This window comes from Paraburkholderia sp. D1E, from assembly GCF_052682275.1.
Genome location: NZ_JBQYMB010000001.1, coordinates 3,943,928 through 3,959,438 on the forward strand (window position 1 = coordinate 3,943,928; position 15,511 = coordinate 3,959,438).

The 15,511-nt window shown below is 55.5% G+C and carries 15 protein-coding genes and 1 pseudogene; 8 read left to right on the forward strand and 8 right to left on the reverse strand.

Annotated elements, in window-relative coordinates; translation table 11 throughout:
- Window positions 1-409: 409 nt before the first annotated feature.
- The gene (locus tag ACUN0E_RS17720) at window positions 410-1,234 is read right to left on the reverse strand and encodes an alpha/beta fold hydrolase (protein ID WP_445567442.1); all 825 of its coding nucleotides are present in this window, start codon (window positions 1,232-1,234) and stop codon (window positions 410-412) included.
- Between the two features lie 256 nt (window positions 1,235-1,490).
- Entirely contained in the window at window positions 1,491-2,072 is a 582-nt protein-coding gene (locus ACUN0E_RS17725; RefSeq protein WP_445567443.1) for a TetR family transcriptional regulator C-terminal domain-containing protein, read from the reverse strand.
- A 706-nt stretch (window positions 2,073-2,778) separates the two neighbouring features.
- On the opposite strand from ACUN0E_RS17725, the gene ACUN0E_RS17730 reads away from it, so the two are divergent.
- Window positions 2,779-3,720, forward strand: a complete 942-nt coding sequence (locus ACUN0E_RS17730; protein WP_445567444.1) for an IS110 family transposase — start codon at window positions 2,779-2,781, stop codon at window positions 3,718-3,720.
- 429 nt (window positions 3,721-4,149) lie between these two features.
- On the opposite strand, the gene ACUN0E_RS17735 is transcribed toward ACUN0E_RS17730, so the two are convergent.
- Both ACUN0E_RS17735 and ACUN0E_RS17740 read right to left on the reverse strand, forming a co-directional pair.
- Complete coding sequence (locus ACUN0E_RS17735) at window positions 4,150-4,398, reverse strand: hypothetical protein (protein WP_445567445.1); 249 nt, start codon at window positions 4,396-4,398, stop codon at window positions 4,150-4,152.
- Window positions 4,388-4,876, reverse strand: a complete 489-nt coding sequence (locus ACUN0E_RS17740; protein WP_445567446.1) for a hypothetical protein — start codon at window positions 4,874-4,876, stop codon at window positions 4,388-4,390. Before ACUN0E_RS17740 ends, ACUN0E_RS17735 begins: the two co-directional genes overlap by 11 nt.
- Window positions 4,877-5,000: 124 nt before the next feature.
- Between ACUN0E_RS17740 and ACUN0E_RS17745 the strand changes: the two genes are divergently transcribed.
- Together ACUN0E_RS17745 and ACUN0E_RS17750 are read left to right on the forward strand one after the other, a co-directional pair.
- On the forward strand, window positions 5,001-5,261 hold the full coding sequence (locus ACUN0E_RS17745) for a hypothetical protein (protein ID WP_445567447.1): 261 nt from the start codon (window positions 5,001-5,003) through the stop codon (window positions 5,259-5,261).
- Window positions 5,262-5,365: 104 nt separating this feature from the next.
- Window positions 5,366-5,641 (forward strand): transposase, encoded by a 276-nt coding sequence (locus ACUN0E_RS17750; protein WP_445567448.1) that lies wholly within the window; start codon window positions 5,366-5,368, stop codon window positions 5,639-5,641.
- 312 nt (window positions 5,642-5,953) lie between these two features.
- Here the strand turns inward: ACUN0E_RS17750 and ACUN0E_RS17755 are convergent, their stop codons facing one another.
- Together ACUN0E_RS17755 and ACUN0E_RS17760 are read right to left on the reverse strand one after the other, a co-directional pair.
- Complete coding sequence (locus ACUN0E_RS17755; RefSeq protein ID WP_445567449.1) at window positions 5,954-6,469, reverse strand: winged helix-turn-helix transcriptional regulator; 516 nt, start codon at window positions 6,467-6,469, stop codon at window positions 5,954-5,956.
- Window positions 6,470-6,734: 265 nt separating this feature from the next.
- A pseudogene (locus tag ACUN0E_RS17760) lies at window positions 6,735-7,541 on the reverse strand (IS5 family transposase).
- A gap of 303 nt (window positions 7,542-7,844) precedes the next feature.
- Here ACUN0E_RS17760 and ACUN0E_RS17765 point away from each other — a divergent pair.
- The 5 genes from ACUN0E_RS17765 (at window position 7,845) to ACUN0E_RS17785 (ending at window position 13,786) form a co-directional block, all read left to right on the forward strand.
- Window positions 7,845-8,609: an SDR family NAD(P)-dependent oxidoreductase gene (locus ACUN0E_RS17765; RefSeq protein WP_445567450.1), complete on the forward strand. Its 765-nt coding sequence runs from the start codon at window positions 7,845-7,847 to the stop codon at window positions 8,607-8,609.
- A gap of 653 nt (window positions 8,610-9,262) precedes the next feature.
- On the forward strand, window positions 9,263-10,030 hold the full coding sequence (locus ACUN0E_RS17770) for an SDR family NAD(P)-dependent oxidoreductase (protein ID WP_445567451.1): 768 nt from the start codon (window positions 9,263-9,265) through the stop codon (window positions 10,028-10,030).
- Window positions 10,031-10,082: 52 nt separating this feature from the next.
- Window positions 10,083-11,474 (forward strand): MFS transporter, encoded by a 1,392-nt coding sequence (locus ACUN0E_RS17775; protein WP_445567452.1) that lies wholly within the window; start codon window positions 10,083-10,085, stop codon window positions 11,472-11,474.
- A 514-nt stretch (window positions 11,475-11,988) separates the two neighbouring features.
- A complete protein-coding gene (locus tag ACUN0E_RS17780; RefSeq protein WP_445567453.1) occupies window positions 11,989-13,194 on the forward strand; it encodes a porin in 1,206 nt (401 codons plus the stop codon).
- Between the two features lie 373 nt (window positions 13,195-13,567).
- Complete coding sequence (locus ACUN0E_RS17785) at window positions 13,568-13,786, forward strand: hypothetical protein (RefSeq protein ID WP_445567454.1); 219 nt, start codon at window positions 13,568-13,570, stop codon at window positions 13,784-13,786.
- On the opposite strand, the gene ACUN0E_RS17790 is transcribed toward ACUN0E_RS17785, so the two are convergent.
- The gene (locus ACUN0E_RS17790) at window positions 13,716-13,952 is read right to left on the reverse strand and encodes a hypothetical protein (protein ID WP_445570616.1); all 237 of its coding nucleotides are present in this window, start codon (window positions 13,950-13,952) and stop codon (window positions 13,716-13,718) included. The two genes, ACUN0E_RS17785 and ACUN0E_RS17790, sit on opposite strands and share 71 nt — an antisense overlap.
- Window positions 13,953-14,320: 368 nt before the next feature.
- Window positions 14,321-15,499: a cupin-like domain-containing protein gene (locus ACUN0E_RS17795; protein WP_445567455.1), complete on the reverse strand. Its 1,179-nt coding sequence runs from the start codon at window positions 15,497-15,499 to the stop codon at window positions 14,321-14,323.
- Between the last annotated feature and the right edge of the window lie 12 nt (window positions 15,500-15,511).

Below are 15,511 nucleotides of genomic sequence, written 5' to 3' on the forward strand. Positions count from 1 at the left end.
ATAATCGCCCGAGGGCGCATTGCCGAGAGTCGACCTGTCTTCCCGAAAGAGTACCTCCACAATGTCGCTGCCTTGCTCACCGCACTTTAAAGCGATAACTGCGGCCGCATCCTGTTGGTCAAGTCACGCTGTTTCTGTAGTTGGTCGCTTTTCATTGCGCTAATATTTCCGTTCGAGCTATATGAGCTCGCGCTGTGGAGCAACCGCATCACGACGGAGAGGCCTCCCGACGCACGTACTCATTGAATCAACCTATTGCTAATTTACTAGCTTGCTCGAAATTCCCAAGATAGAAATCGAAATGGCCTCGGGGTATTGTGATCGGTTTCTTGAGCCCGATTGGGACAAGGGGTCCTTCCATGTCATCTCAATTTGACATGCGAAAATTCAACTTCCCCGACGACGCGCTTTACGCAGAAAGAAATGCCAAAACCTCTTGCGTGAAGTCCTCAATGTGTTGAAACAGAAAGCCGTGCCCAGAGTCCGGATACAACACCAGCTTGGCGTTTGGTGCCTCTTGCGAAATGACGAACGAACCGTACGTCGGCACCATGACATCCGTAACTCCATTTGCCACCAGGATGGGCATGGAAAGTTCTTTGAGTCGAGGCCGCGCAGCGTCGCCACCATTTGTCCAGTTCACAATCGCCTTGAGTTGATTCATAACTGAGGGCATCTTCGTGGCAGGACCGTCGTTTTCCGCTGCAACACGCGCCAGGTAAGCGCGGCCGGCAGCTCTACTCGTCTCAGAGTCCGCGAAGAACAAAAAAAGATAATCCTCGTCATCGATAGATTCTTTGACCGCGATCTCGTTGACACGAGGGTGACGCTTTGCCCCATCCGCAACCGCACCGGGACCGGAGCCCGCGATCACCAGCCGGCGCACGCGCGCGGGCGAACGCAGGGCCATTGCCTGTGCAACATACCCACCCAACGACCAACCGAATACGTCAATGACATCGATTTTGAGTGCGTCCAAGAATTCAAGCGCAATCTCGGCAGTCGCGGTAACTGTGGGCGGAGCATCGCCTTCTGAACGCCCAACTCCCGCGCTGTCGAACCGGATAACCCTGCGATGAGCCGCAAGTTTTTCAATGAACTCAGGATCCCACTGATCGATCACACCGCGAAATCTCTGGATCAGCACTAAGGGTTCAGCATCCGGACTTCCGTCAACTCGATAGGCGAGTCGACCGCTCGGAGTTTCAATGTATTGGATCTGTTTGTCGCTCATTTTCTGTGTCTTCATGTTCAGAAGCATGCATTTCCGTTCGCATGCGAGTTGACTAGCGTGTGGCATGCTGATTCATGTTGTGATATGAATAGAATTCCTTATTAAAACAAGAATGACATATTTTCAATGTGCATTATCTTTGACGTCGCGCTCTGAGTCGATCTAGGTGCGTGTCACGTTGCATCCAGCATGCATAGCTACGACGCACCAGTCATTCGCATTGGTCAACACGGTTAATGTTGATCCAACCTGGCAATCATTTCAGGAAACCGTCAAAAATCATCGTCATAAACTGTTTGAATGGAACATCTCCGCGCTCGACCTTTGCTCTGAGGACCGTCCCTTGCCAGGCATTCAGGATAAAGGCCGCGACTACCGAAGCAGGCAAATCCGTTTGCACCAGCTCAGAATCCTGGGCTTCTCTTACACAGACTTCCAGCAATTTAGTCCAATCTCGGAAAGCGATTTCAATGCGTTCGCGCATCATTTCGCTTTGGTCAGAGATCTCAGACGAGAAATTTCCAATCAGACAACCAGATCTGTATTTCGCCTTTTTTCGAGCCGATATGAGTGTCTCGAAATAGTGCCTCAGCCGCACCAAAGGATCACCTAGCGAGGCGTCGTTCAATATGCGAAGTGCTCTACTACCACGATCCCAGTAGCGTTCAACCACTTCGACCGCAAATGCATCTTTGCTATCAAAATGATTGTAGAACGATCCTTTGGGAACATTCGCGCCGTTAGCTATCTCCTGGACACCCGTAGCATTAAAGCCTCTGGCATAGAAAGCATCCATGCCCGAATCAAGGAGTTTTTCGCGTACATCGGTAGTTGCCATCGCCCAACTCGTCTAGTAAAAGCACAGAATAAGATGACCAGTCGGTTTATGCAAGCAATTTCTTCGACCTGAGTTGGAAGCATCCGTTACGCCAACGCATTTGCGCCCGCGATGAGCCTGAAATCACGATGTACAGGCCTTCGCCAACGACGCGTAGCGTACGTGACAATTAACAGTAAGCGATGCTCCGTCGATCGGGCGGACGGTCTCGAAAAGATGGGAGAATTCGCCGTCTTTGCGACGAAAAGAGAAGAAAAGCCGACTAAACGACTATCTCGCGGTCCGCGTTCTCGACGGTGGCCGTATTACCCCTTCTTTTTCTCGTCGTACAGTTCTCTTTTGTTGCATTGATTGGTGCACCGACATGCCTGAACGCACTGATGATGTGCGCAGCCCGTCTGATTCCCACCGTCGCATATCGATGTTTACGCCGACCGAAAATTGAGCCACTTGTAGGGATCGCGCCGACTGAAAATTGAGCCGGGCGATCAACCTATCCTGCCAGTTTTTCAGGCAGGGTGTTTTGGGGGTGATCCCGATGACAATGATTGGCAAGGTGCGGCGGATGTTCTGGACTTTTTAGATGGAATGGTTGCCTCCCGCCTTAACGGTCGTCTGAACGCAGCCGTCCGACGGCTGATATGGCCGGTGCCAGCACTGTGCCAGAGTGTCGTTTCCGCTTGCACACGCGGTAAGGAGAAACCAGATGGAACCCACGACCATTGCCATCGACCTGGCCAAACGCGTCTTCCAGGTTCATTTCGCTGAACCGGAAACCGGAGTGATTCACAGCAAGGTACTGAAGCGCGCCCAGCTCAAGCCGTTCTTCGCCAATCGCGCCCGATGCCGGGTTGTCATGGAAGCCTGCGGGAGCGCCCATCACTGGGCCCGGCAACTGTACGCGCTCGGTCACGATGTCCGGCTGATTGCGGCGCAATTCGTCCGTCCGTACGTCAAGAACGATGCTGCAGACGCAGCAGCGATCTGTGAGGCTGCCCAGCGGCCCGCATGCGGTTCGTCGCCGTCAAGACGGAAACTCAGCAGGCAATGCCCACTGCACCGGATGCGCCAGCAACTGGTGAGAATCCGGGTCATGCAGGTGAACCAGTTGCGCGGGCTGCTGTACGAGTTCGGCGTGGTCCTGCCGCAGGGTCGCCGTGCCTCGATCGAGGCCGCCAGAGCTGCACTCGCAACGCTGGCAGACCAGTTGCCGACGACGCTGACAGACAGTCTCCAGGACCAGCTATCGCGGCTGTTAGCCCTGGACGAGCAGATCCTGCGCATTGAACAGCGCGTTACCGAATGGCGTCGGGGCGACGAAGCCTGCCGGCGCATCTCGGAGATTCCGGGCGTCGGTCTATTAGCAGCGACGGCTGCAGTTGCCGTCATCGGTAACGTGCAGACGTTCAGGTCGGGCGCGAATTTGCCGCCTACTTCGCGGCTGGTACCGCGACAGAACGGTTCTGGTGGCAAGGTGAAGCTGGGCGGTTTGATCAAACGGGGCGACGTGTATTTACGCACCCTGCTGATTCGCGGCGCCCGATTGGTCATCGCCAGTTCGAAACATCTGCCTGAGCGAATGCGTAACATGCTTGCGCGGCGCCCCACAAACGTTGTCGCCGTTGCACTGGCTAACAAGGTTGCATGAACGATCTGGGCGCTGCTCGCGTGCGGTCGAACATATCAGAGTCCGACGTCGACGCCAGTCTGAAACAGCTTTGCAGTCCGATCCAAACCCACTCATGGTTGCATAGGTAATATTGATTGATGGCAAGACAGATTGGACCGTCGGCGACAAAACCTGCGCGGTCTTAGGGCTCACGAAGCCGAGGATATATGAAGGAGTCGCCGAGCGAAATCCATTGGGGCAGGCACATCTGTGCCACAAACAGGCCGATTGTATATATTCAATCCAGCACCTGCATGCAGCGGATCAGACCATTTGGCAAACTGGACGAGGCCGTGTATAAGTCCGCAACCACCCTCCTCGTCAAACACAATATCTCCTTGCAAATGGGAGGCGACCATATAAGAAATGTCCGGTTTTCAGGTGCAGAAATCTCTACATTTACGAGCTTTAAAGCACCGAGCCAACCCGAGTTCCGGCAGTTCGCAAGATCGCCTCGTTCAGCTCTTCACGCGTCAGTTCCCGTTGCTTGCGGGTGCCCACCTTACGTTCCTTCGGTCGCGGCGCTTCGCCCTGATTGGTCCTCGATGGCGAGCCCGACGCCCGCCGGTCATCGCGCCCCGCCTGGATCACCTGCGCCATCTGCAACTTGTGTCCCAGCCGCTTGTTGTCGACCACCGCCGCCCGGTCAATCTCCAATAGCCGGTCGTAGCGGACACAGGGCAGCCCCATCGACCCGGATCTCGATGCGCCCGTCCGGATACTCAAACACGCCCAGATAGTTGTGAATCTGGCTGCGGTTTACCACCGTGTCTTCAAGCAGATAGATCTCCGGGTCGTACTGCACCGTCAGCACCTTCGACACGCGCCGCGGAACACGAACTGTCAGGATCAGATCAAGATCGTCGTCGGCACGCAGCTGCCGGTGCGCGTCGAACCCGCTCCTGGGCGCCTTGCCGACCCGGCCGTTAAAGTCAGCGATGAAGTGGGGCGCATAACCGTTGGCCGCCTCCTTCGTGCTGATTCCGCGCAGCCGCAGTTCCTTCACGAGTCGATACTGCAACGTCAGGTTGACGCGTCCGTCGACAGCTATTATCAGGCTGGCCGCGACGGCTTCTGGCTGCATCGCTGGCTGGCTCAGCAGGGCATTGTCCATCTCGTGGTGGATTTCGCCCACGACGTATACCGGCGCTCCCCTCGCGCGAAGACGGATCGCCTTGACAGCGACAAGCTACTCTCGATGCTTAAGCGTTATTACACGGGCGAGCACCTTGCATGGGCCGTCGCGCGCATCCCGACCGATGCCTGAGCAGGAAAACGACCGGCGCCTGCGTCGAAAACTGGAGCGCGGTAGGCAGGAGTGTACCGCGCACGCCAACCGGATTCGCTCCTTGCTCGTGCTGCACAACCTCCGGGTGACGTATGTAGGTGGCCAGATCTGGACTCACTGGTGGCCCCAACAGCACGAGCCACTGCCACCCGGTCTCTGCGCCGAGGTTGAACGCCAATGTGAGCCGCTCGCGCTTGTGCCCAAACAGATCAGCCTGCTCGAAGCACAGTAGGGTCAGCAGGTGCGCAGCAGCTTGCGCCCTGGCATGGCGTTGCTGGCAAAGCTTGAGGGAATCGGCGCAGGTAGCGCGTGGACCCTGATAAGGGGAATATTTGGATGGCGACAGTTTCACAGCCGTCGGGAAGTGGCCGGCTGCTGGGCCTGACGCCTACGCTATGTGCCAGCGGTATCAGTGAGGCCGCACTCGGTATTAGCAAGGCAGACAACCGGCGATGCCGGTGGTTGATGGTCGAGCTTGCATGGAGCTGGTTGCGCTTCCAGCCTGGTAGCCGCTGGTTCAACCAGCGGTCTGCCGGCAACGGCACGCAACTGCGACGCCATCGATATTGCGGCGCTCGCGCGGCGTCTGGCGGTTGCCTTGTTGCGCTATGAGATGACAAGTTGCAAAGGTGCATGCCGTCGGCCCGACAACTGCGCTTTCAAGGTTGCCTACCAAGCGGCCTTTCCGGTCGTAGCAGGCGCCCCCCCGCAGGCCGACCGGTAGACAACCAGTCCCAAGAGATTTGCGCCCCTAACAGAATTCTTCCATCAACAGTGCATGACTTTCGAGTGCGGGGCCTCAGCTCCCAATACTTACATGCGCGATACGACTTCTTGAATTCGTCCAACATCCGTGCGTCAACTGAGCAAATTCGCGAGCTCGCCGCTGTTGCGCGTCTCACACTTCAACGTTACCGCACACTGTCATGAAGTCTTCGCCAGCCCCTCGCTAACCACAGCCTCAGAAAACGCGAGCTTGCTCCGCATTGCTTCGTTTGCGGCAGGGCCTGGAACAAACACAAATTCAGGCCACGACACTTCCCTACCCGTCCTACGATCGACTACCTGGAGGTCTGCCGGGATCCCCGTTTCTCGGGCCACCAAGACCGACGCCAGCCCGTCATCGGCAAAATGTCGATTGCCGAAAGAATTTAGGCACATCAAGATCGGTCCGAAAGCATGTCCTCTTGGAGTCAAACAATACTCCATCCGGGGAGGGGACTCGCTGTACATCCTCCGCTCTAAAAATCCGTTTTCCACCAGTCCTTTCAACCGCCTGCTCAAGATGTTTGGTGAAATTCCCAGACTATCCTGGAATTGATCAAAACGCGTGAGCCCCGTCATTGCATCCCGCAAGATTAATATGCTCCACCACTCACCGACACATTCGAGAGTGCGCGCAATCGGACACTGCATTGATTGATAGCTTTTCCGCTTCATTGGACAAGTATAGTTCGCCCACTATCATGATGCAAGCATCCTCAATGCTTGCGGTATGTTCTAACGAACTAGCGCCAACGTGACGGACCTGCCACTTCTTGCTCATTGACGAATTCGGCCGAAAGTCGTGCGTCGTAGTGGTGACACCCATTGACACACTCGCCGATGTGGCTACACTACCAGAAACTACCATCATGCAAGTAACACGAAGAATCTGCGATTTGGCTCTGTCCGCGGACGTCGCTGGGGTCGCATCTGGAGCGTGTTAAGCACTGCTGTTAAGGGCTACAAAGTGAAAAAGCATAAGCACGGAGAATACGGCGAAGTGCAAACCAGCCAAGGTTTCGGGCAATCGCTCGTAGTCCCTAGCCAGTCGGCGGAAGCGGTTGAGCCAGCCGAAGCTGCGCTCGACCACCAAGCGGCTCGGCAGCAGCGCGAAGCCCCTTGTCGCCTCCGGCAGCTTGAGTACCTGAAGCTCGAACCCTTCGTCGAGTGCTGCCTGTGCAAGCTCTTCGACGGTATAGCCCTGATCGGCGAACGCCACATTGACCGTCTGGCCCGTGGCCTGCTGAACCTGACGCACCAGTTCTCCGACCTGCGCACGTTGCTGTTCGTTGGCCGGCGTAACATGCACGGCAAGCAACCGCCCCCACGCATCAACCGCCATGCGGACCTTGCTGCCGCGTTTGCGTTTGTAGCTGTCGTAACCGGCGCGAGGTCCGCTCTCGCGGGTCGACTGCAGGGTCCGCCCGTCGAGAATGACCACGGTGGGTTGACCATGGCGCTCCAGCGCGATCCGGATGATCGAATGCAGGTCATTCACCATGGCATCAAAACAGCGTGTCTGAATCCAGCGTTACGTCTGCTGGTAGACCAGTTCCCACGGCGGGAAGTCATTCGGCAACAAACGCTACGGTGCACCCGCGCGTACGATCCCGCGCAGCGCATTGAGCATCTCGCGCAGTTCGTAGCGGCTCTGCGGTGCGTCTTTGTTTATCAAGATCAGGTACGGAGCGGCGAGGCGCCACTCTTCATCCGATACATCCGTCGGGTATGGCCTGCGTTTTTTCATTCCCCCAGGACGCCAGGTCTAACTCAAAGTTTCCAACACGCTCTAAGCGACCTCAACGTGCCGCAGGCGCGAGGGCCTATTTGTTCAATTGCGCGTGTTTAACGTTGATGGCGCCTTCGCGTCGCAGGAAAATGCAAGAAGCGTCGTTACATAGCACACGAAACTGCCGACTGCTCACGCTCTGAATGCAAAGTCTTTGCCCGCATTTTTCGTAGGTGTAACGTGTCCCCGGCTATTTTTTGATTCACCGCTGCGACAGCACGTTCTGTCTTTAGATCAATTTTTATTAAATTAGGAGTCCAAATGCAATATCCGTTTCCAAATTTTCGCCTTGATGACCAGGTAGCCGTGGTGACTGGTGGTGGAGGTGGCATCGGACGTGCGGTCGCGCATACCTTTGCCGAAGCTGGAGCTCATGTCGTCGTTCTTGACATGAATTCGTCCGCTGCGGAGTCCGTGGCTCGTGAACTCGGTGCTAGAGGACAGCACGTCGTCGTGGACGTGACAAATGAAGATGACGTGGAAAGGGTGATGAGCGAAATCGCGAGGCAACATGGCCGTATCAACGTCTTATTCAACAACGCAGGTATCAATCGGCGTAGCACATCGCTCGACCTTTCAGTGGACGATTGGAATGCCGTCATCGCTGTAAATATGACAGGTATGTTCCTGTGTGCAAGAGCTGCCGCTCGGCACCTGAAAGTAAGTGGTGGCGGAACAATTGTTAACACGGCGTCAATACTGGGCCTTTCCGGTGGCTGGTATCCGAACATCGCTTATCAGGCCACTAAGGGTGCGGTTGTCAACATGACACGGTCGTGGGCAGTGGAATGGGCCCCGTATCACATCCGCGTGAACGCCGTTGCGCCAAGCATCGTTCGGACTGCGATGACCGAGGGGCTGACAAGCCAACCCGAGCTGGTCGCGAAATTCGAAGCGTTGGTACCGCTGGCACGGCTCGGAGAGCCCTGCGATATGACAGGACCAGTGTTGTTCCTAGCAAGCGCTGCCTCTGCTTTTGTGACGGGTCACATCCTTCCCGTGGACGGCGGCATGATGGCGCAATAGCGACGAACTGTTGGATAAGCCTAGCGCCATCGGACTCGCAGTCGGTGCCGATATGTGGGAACGTGGGTCCACCCGATACACGCGCAATAGCCAGTCGAATGATGATTACCGCAACGCTCAGCGCCCGATTGTTTTCCAATCCGAACAAGCTTGTCCTACTTGTTGTCTCGGGCTAACAGCAATTCATTCCTCCACGCTCCGAGTCGGAGCAGCGAAGTCAGCCGCTGGCAACGACGGCAGGCCGAGGGAAATCTCGACTGATGGAAAACATCGCCGGCCCTGATCCCATACGGTCTTACCGCACTGTCGCGTCACGCTCGTCGAAACGGAGGCTACCACCATTCACTAATGCGATCGGCAGCTGAAGAATTTCGCAACTGTTGCGCCTAATGCTTGACATGCGTGCGCCATGACTTCTATAGTAGAAGTTACTTTCATTATAGAAGTTAAGATCCGGCTGATGCCAGAACCTTTCAACTTCGAGGCCACGACAAAACGACCTTCGACATCAAACCGCGAGGACCCTGTCCATTGACGCGACGGCATCCGCCAAGCGTACCGATGACCGGATTCGGTTCAGTCGCCCCGTTCCTTCCATGTTCGCGCGCCGGGGCTTCTTCGCTTACCTTCAGTTTAGAAATTTAGGGAACCTAATGACATATACGGGATTTGATCTTTCCGGCAGAGTTGCGGTGCTAACCGGCTCTACGTCTGGAATGGGACTGGCGATGGCCCGCGGATTCGCTCAGTGTGGCGCGAAGGTCGTCGTGTCAAGCAACATTCAAACTGACACGGACAGAGCGGCTCAGTTGCTGCGCGACGAAGGCTTCGAAGCAAAGGGCGCGCGTTGTGATGTCACAAACGTGGAAGACATCAATTCCTTTTGCGATACATCCAAGCGGGCTTTCGGCCGAGTGGACATCGTCGTTTGTCAGGCGGCCGGGCCGGCGCCTGTCGGAGCAATCGCCGATATTCATGTCGACGAGCTTGATGCCTGGTTGCTCACAACCATTAGAAACAACTTGATCCTGATTCGACAGTTTCTCCCTGAAATGAAAGAGCAGCGATACGGCAGCGTCCTTGTCATGTCGAGCATCGCTTCTCTACGAGCGAGTTCGGCTCTCGGCGCTTATGGAGCTGCCAAGGCCGCCATGAACAGTGTCGTACGGAGCATCGCAGCTGAATGGGGTCAATGGAACATTCGCGCGAATGCGTTGGCGCCCTCAATGGTCCGGACAGGTTTCTCACAGGCATTTTGGACCAACCCTGATTCCGAGAAAGCGATCGCCGCCAAATCCCCCGCAAATCGGCTCGCGGAGCCAGAAGACGTCGTCGGTGCTGCGATTCTTCTTGCCTCACCGGCTGGGTCGTATATCTCCGGCCAAACGTTACTTATCGATGGTGGCCGTTCAATCATCTAACACATCCTTTAGCCAAGAAGCCAGAAACGAAGTCCTATAAGAGGAGACAAACATGTCGCAAATTCAAAGGATCAACGTGCGGTCGTTCATCGATGAACGACCGCTGAGCCGATACCAGTTCATCATCATAACGTTCATCTTCCTAGTGATTGCTTTCGACGGCATGGATGTTGGAATCATGGGCTTTGCAGCGCCGGAGATTATGCGTAACTGGGGAATTTCAAAACAGGAAATGGGATCTGTGCTGAGTGTGGTGTTCTTGGGGGTAACTGCCGGAGCGCTTATCGCTGGTCCTTTCGGCGACCGATACGGGCGCAAACTCGTTTTAGTCTGCAGCGTCTTCGTGTTTGGGTCGTTGACGCTTTTTGCCGCGCGTTCAGCCGATGTTTCAAGTTTGCTAGTTCTCCGGGGAATGGCGGGACTTGGTTTGGGCGCGGCGCTGCCGAACGCAGTTGCGCTGATGGTTGAGTACGCGCCACACCGCAAACGCTCTATCATCGTGACAATTGTGTACAGTGGCTTCACGGCTGGTGCTGCCGCGTCAGGCCTTGTAGCAGCATGGCTTATGCCGACGTATGGCTGGCAGGCAACCCTTGCAACGGCAGGGATATTGCCCATCGCGTTGGCAATCGTCCTTGCCTTTGCCCTTCCAGAGTCGGTCGTATTTTTGACTCTCAGAAAGCAAAACCTCAAGTCAATTCCCAGCATTCTGAAAAAGATCGATCGTGCAGCCACGATCGCGCCCAATTCCGAATTTTGGGCCCCGACTTTGGTGAAGCAATCGGCCAGACCACTGACTATTCTTTTGACGAAACGGTACGCGTTTGTTACCGCATTGCTTTGTCTCGCGTACTTCATGGGCGTGATGGCAACGTACATAATGGTGAATTGGCTTCCTGTCATCGCAAAAGAGGCTGGATTCAGCTTACGACAAGGTGCAATTATCACCGCCACAATCACGCTTGGGGGTCCGGTCGGGTCCATTTGCATTGGCGCAGTAATGGACCGGATGCGCCCGCATTGGGTACTGGTACTCGCCTTACTGGTAGCCGCTACGTTCTCGGCTTCGACTAGTGTCGCCCTAAACAATTTCGGATTCCTATGCATCATTATGTTTGCGCTCGGCTGCTTCTTCCACGGCTCGATGACTGGTCTACAGGCACTTTCCGCGACGTCATTCCCAACGGCGGCCAGAGCCACCGGCGTTAGTTGTATGCACGGCATAGGGAGGGTCGGGGCAATTTGTAGTGGTTCGATCGGCGCAACGATGATGAACCGCGGATGGGTCCTCCCCGAGATCTTTTTGGCTTTGGCCGTACCGATGGTGATCAGCGCACTTGCGATCGGCCTGTTGGGCGTAAGAGGCAGACATGTGCGCGATTGGACTGAAGACAATTCAGCCGGTCATCCAACAACCACAGCAATGACGTCGTATGAGTCGTAAGTTGAAGCTGCAGGCGGAGGCAGAAGTAAAGTCTCGTGCCGGGCGCATCCGCTGCGCGGAACCTGCCCCAGTCCTGTCGCTGCCTTCGTGCTTTGCTCACAAATCAATTATCCCGAGAATCAAGTAGAAAGGGGGCATCAGTGATGCGATTCGCTTGATCTAGCAGTTTCTGCACGCAGTCACATTCCGGCTTCTACCGAACAGATTTCTTTGCTCCGGATAGGGTCGCAATTGTATTCAGCAGGGACGGATACGTAGCCAGTAGGAGCGCTGCTTCATGTCAGTTCACGGCTCACCGCGAGCCGACGAGCGCCGAAGCATCCGGGTCTTGGCACGGATACTCAACCTATGCGGATGCAGATGTGCAATGGCCAGACGTTCTTCCGATTGAAGTTGTTGGTACCAAGTTCTTCCGCGCATTGCAACATCTTATACGAGACAAGTCTTGCCCTTCACATTTCAAGCCGCCCCAAAATACAAAAAAGGTGGCTTGCTAAAGCACAGGAGATCAAAAATGAAACACTACCAAAAATGCAAAGCAATTGTCGTCACAGCGACCATTCTACCAGCCGTGACATCCTACGCGCAAAGCAGCGTGACGGTGTATGGGTTGGTCGACGATGTGATTGTTTATCAAAATAGTCAAGCGCCGATTGGCTCGACAAGCGGCGGTCATTCAAACGTAAAACTCGTATCCGGTGTCAGTCGTTTCGGCATCAAAGGTGAAGAAGACCTCGGGAGCGGAACAAAATCCGTTTTTCAACTTGAGTCAGGTTTTAATACAAATACTGGCAGTCAACAATTCACCAATGCTATGTTTGGTCGACAAGCTTGGGTGGGCATAGAGAACTCATCGTTCGGCATGGTGACAATGGGTCGCCAATATACATCTTACTTTACGCTTTTGCAGCCCTATAGTCCGATGGTCTGGATGACTGGATTCTTCGGTGCTCATCCTGGCGACCTGGATTCTCTAGACACAGTCTATCGAGCAAACAATTCGATCGTGTACAGATCTCCAAGTCTCTCCGGCTTTAGTTTCAGCGGATCATATTCGCTTGGCGGCGTGCCGGGTAGTATCAACCGAGGCTTTACATGGAGTGGAGCAGTTCAGTATGCGACCGCCAGCTTTGGGATTGCAGCCGGAATTCAACGAATCGGCAACTCGACACCCGGCGGCGGCATTTGGGGCACAGATTCAACGACGAATTCCAATGGGCAACCAGGCGTATCCGCCGTAACGAACGGCTATCAAACCGCGCAGGCACAGCAGCGCATCGCGGTAACCGGCGACTATGCGTTGACTAATGCGTTGGATCTTTCTGCGTCATACTCGAACGTTCAATACATCCCAGGCGTCAATTCGAAGTTTTCCAATACAGCAACTTTCAACACAGGAGGGACAGTTCTGCATTGGAAGGCGACACCAGCGTGGGACCTCGCCGCAAGCTACAGCTACACGCGGGCCACCAAGGCGAACGGAATCACCAACGCGGCACAATATCACGAGTTTAATCTAGCCCAATACTACTCGTTATCAAAGCGCACTACGCTTTTCGCAGTACAGGCGTTTGAGCGTGCGCAGGGGAAGACGCTCGGGACAGAAGGTGGAAGTAGAATCATCGACGCAACTGCTGTCGTAGGCGACGGCTTTCAGGGCGCGCCTTCATCGTCAAGGAATCAAATCGCCCTTGGTGCCGGCATATTTGTTAGGTTCTAGCTGGATGGTCACTGCGCGCGAATTCTATATATCGAGACTGGCTTGCGCTGATGCCCTATTCGCACGACGAACGGACTTTTTTAGAGAATGAAAGGGATTTCCCCGTCCCGAGGCTGCGGCGGAAGCCGCGAGTCGGCATCAATCTGCCAAAAAGAAGTAGCGAACGTTCATCGACACCAGCGAGAGAAGGAATCCATGCCATTTGTCACTATAGCAATCGATCTTGCCAAGAATGCATTCGCCGTTCATGGTGTGGACGAGACCGGCATACGTCCACGCACTCAGTGAGCTGCACGCCGTGGTCTATGACTTCGCCGACAGCGGTGCAGGCGAACATGCCCGCACCGTCCTCGCCGGCTAGCAGGGCAAGCTCGTGTGCGACGATTACAGCGGCCACAAGGCTGGCTTTCAGCAGGGCATCACTGAAATCGGATGGGCGACGCACGCAATGCGCAAGTTCTTCGACCTGCACGCCAGTCACACCCGCACGCATGTCGCTGAGGGCGGAGTTTCAGGCCTATCTATTTGCGTTGGCCGTCGATGTCACGGACGTGAGATTCAAACTCCGACAGCCTGTCGAAACGCCTCATGACATTGCCCTCGATGTCATGAATTATGAAGGCACCTCCACGTGCGAGTGTATCGGCTACTGTAGATTTGATGCTCGAGAACGTGACCTCATTGCCTTTTTTCAACTCGGTCCAAACGTCCTCGGCAACCATCAAATTCTTCTCGTCGAAATAAAACTGTTCACGCATGTTAATTAACGCCCATAGCGGTTGATCGGATCGGAGACGGTAGCATACTTTACGCTCGAGCGTCATGCCCTCCGTGAGTCCAGGAGACCACTTTGCGATCGTGCGACACAAGCGACTCCCAATGAGCGGAGTCCGCTGCCTGTCGCACTGCCTTTACCAAAGGAAGGCTGTTGACCGGTTTGATTGTCGGGCTATTTGAGTCGCCATGGGCATCCAAGCCTTATATCGGTATTTACGTCGCGATCGACGTCCGGGATCGCGCGATCCTCATCCTGCATCGGACGAAAAAATAGCGAGACGTCATCGTACTATCCCCCTTCCGTCATCTAAGTGCACCAACGCCCATCGCGGTCCGATTCTGCCGATCACTACTTTGCCGACCGCATCATCCGCAGCAACGCTACCACGCCACCTCGATCAATCAACGCATCGTCGAGAAACTCCGCTAACTGAGCCGCAAGCGCCGGCACGCTGTCGATCGCCTGCATGTGTCGATCCGCCAGCGCATGCCCAATGCCCTGTAACGCTGCACAAACACGGCGTAAATCCGTCGCCAGATCGCGCAACCGGCACCCTTGCGGCCGATCCACGTGACGCAGTCCTTCCGCGCCACGTGCCCATTCGTCGAATGCCGCCAGTGCTAGCACGCCCGCCGCCCAGATTCGGCCGTGTTCCAGAAACAACTCGCCAGCGGTCACGAAATCCAGTTGCGCAGGCTGCAGAAAGCCCTGTTTGAACGATAGAAGCCGGTCAATCCCATAGAAGTTGGGCAGCGCCCGAACCGCATTCGGCGACGCCAGAATCTGGCGTAACTGTGGAAACCACCAGAAATTCACCGACACCGCCACCTCCGCCGCCTGCACGTGATGCCACCAGAACGCCGGCATAAACAGCAACTCACCCGAATGAATCGTGAAGCTCAGAGGCGCCGCATTCGCGAACTCGGGGTAACGGGCAAGATCGGGCGCATTGAGGTCGACGTACGAGATATGTGCCGTCGCCGTTCCATGGTGATACGGATAGAGGCGAGCGCTCTCGTCCGGCGCAAAGAGCGTGAACTGCTTGGACCCGTAAAGCTGGGCAAAGAAGTTGTTCGAATAGTCGAAATGCAATTGCGTCGTCGTGCGTCGCCCAAACCATAAATTGATAGCCGGACGCTGTGCGACGATCCATTCCGGCACGACGAGATTATCAAGCAGTTCCGGCAGCACATCCGGTATCGACTGCTGCATCACGTAGATGTGATCGCCTGCGTCCTCTTCGAGCATGCGCGCGGTCGCGGTGCCGAAATCGATCTCGGCCGTATCGAACGCGTGAGACTTCGCGCCGTCATCGGACGAATCGAATTGATATCGCCCATCGCTGGACGTGCTGAGGGTGACCCGCTGCGTTTTCGACACACCTGCCAGATACGCGGGCGTCCAGCGATCGGCAATCGGCCAGTCGTTCAGTGCATCGGTGATGATGGCCGGCGTGTCCTGTTCGAAGAAGCTGGCGGAAAATTCACTGCGCGTGACGCGTGCAATCATGCTGTCTCTCTTGTTCATGGTCGTTGAGCT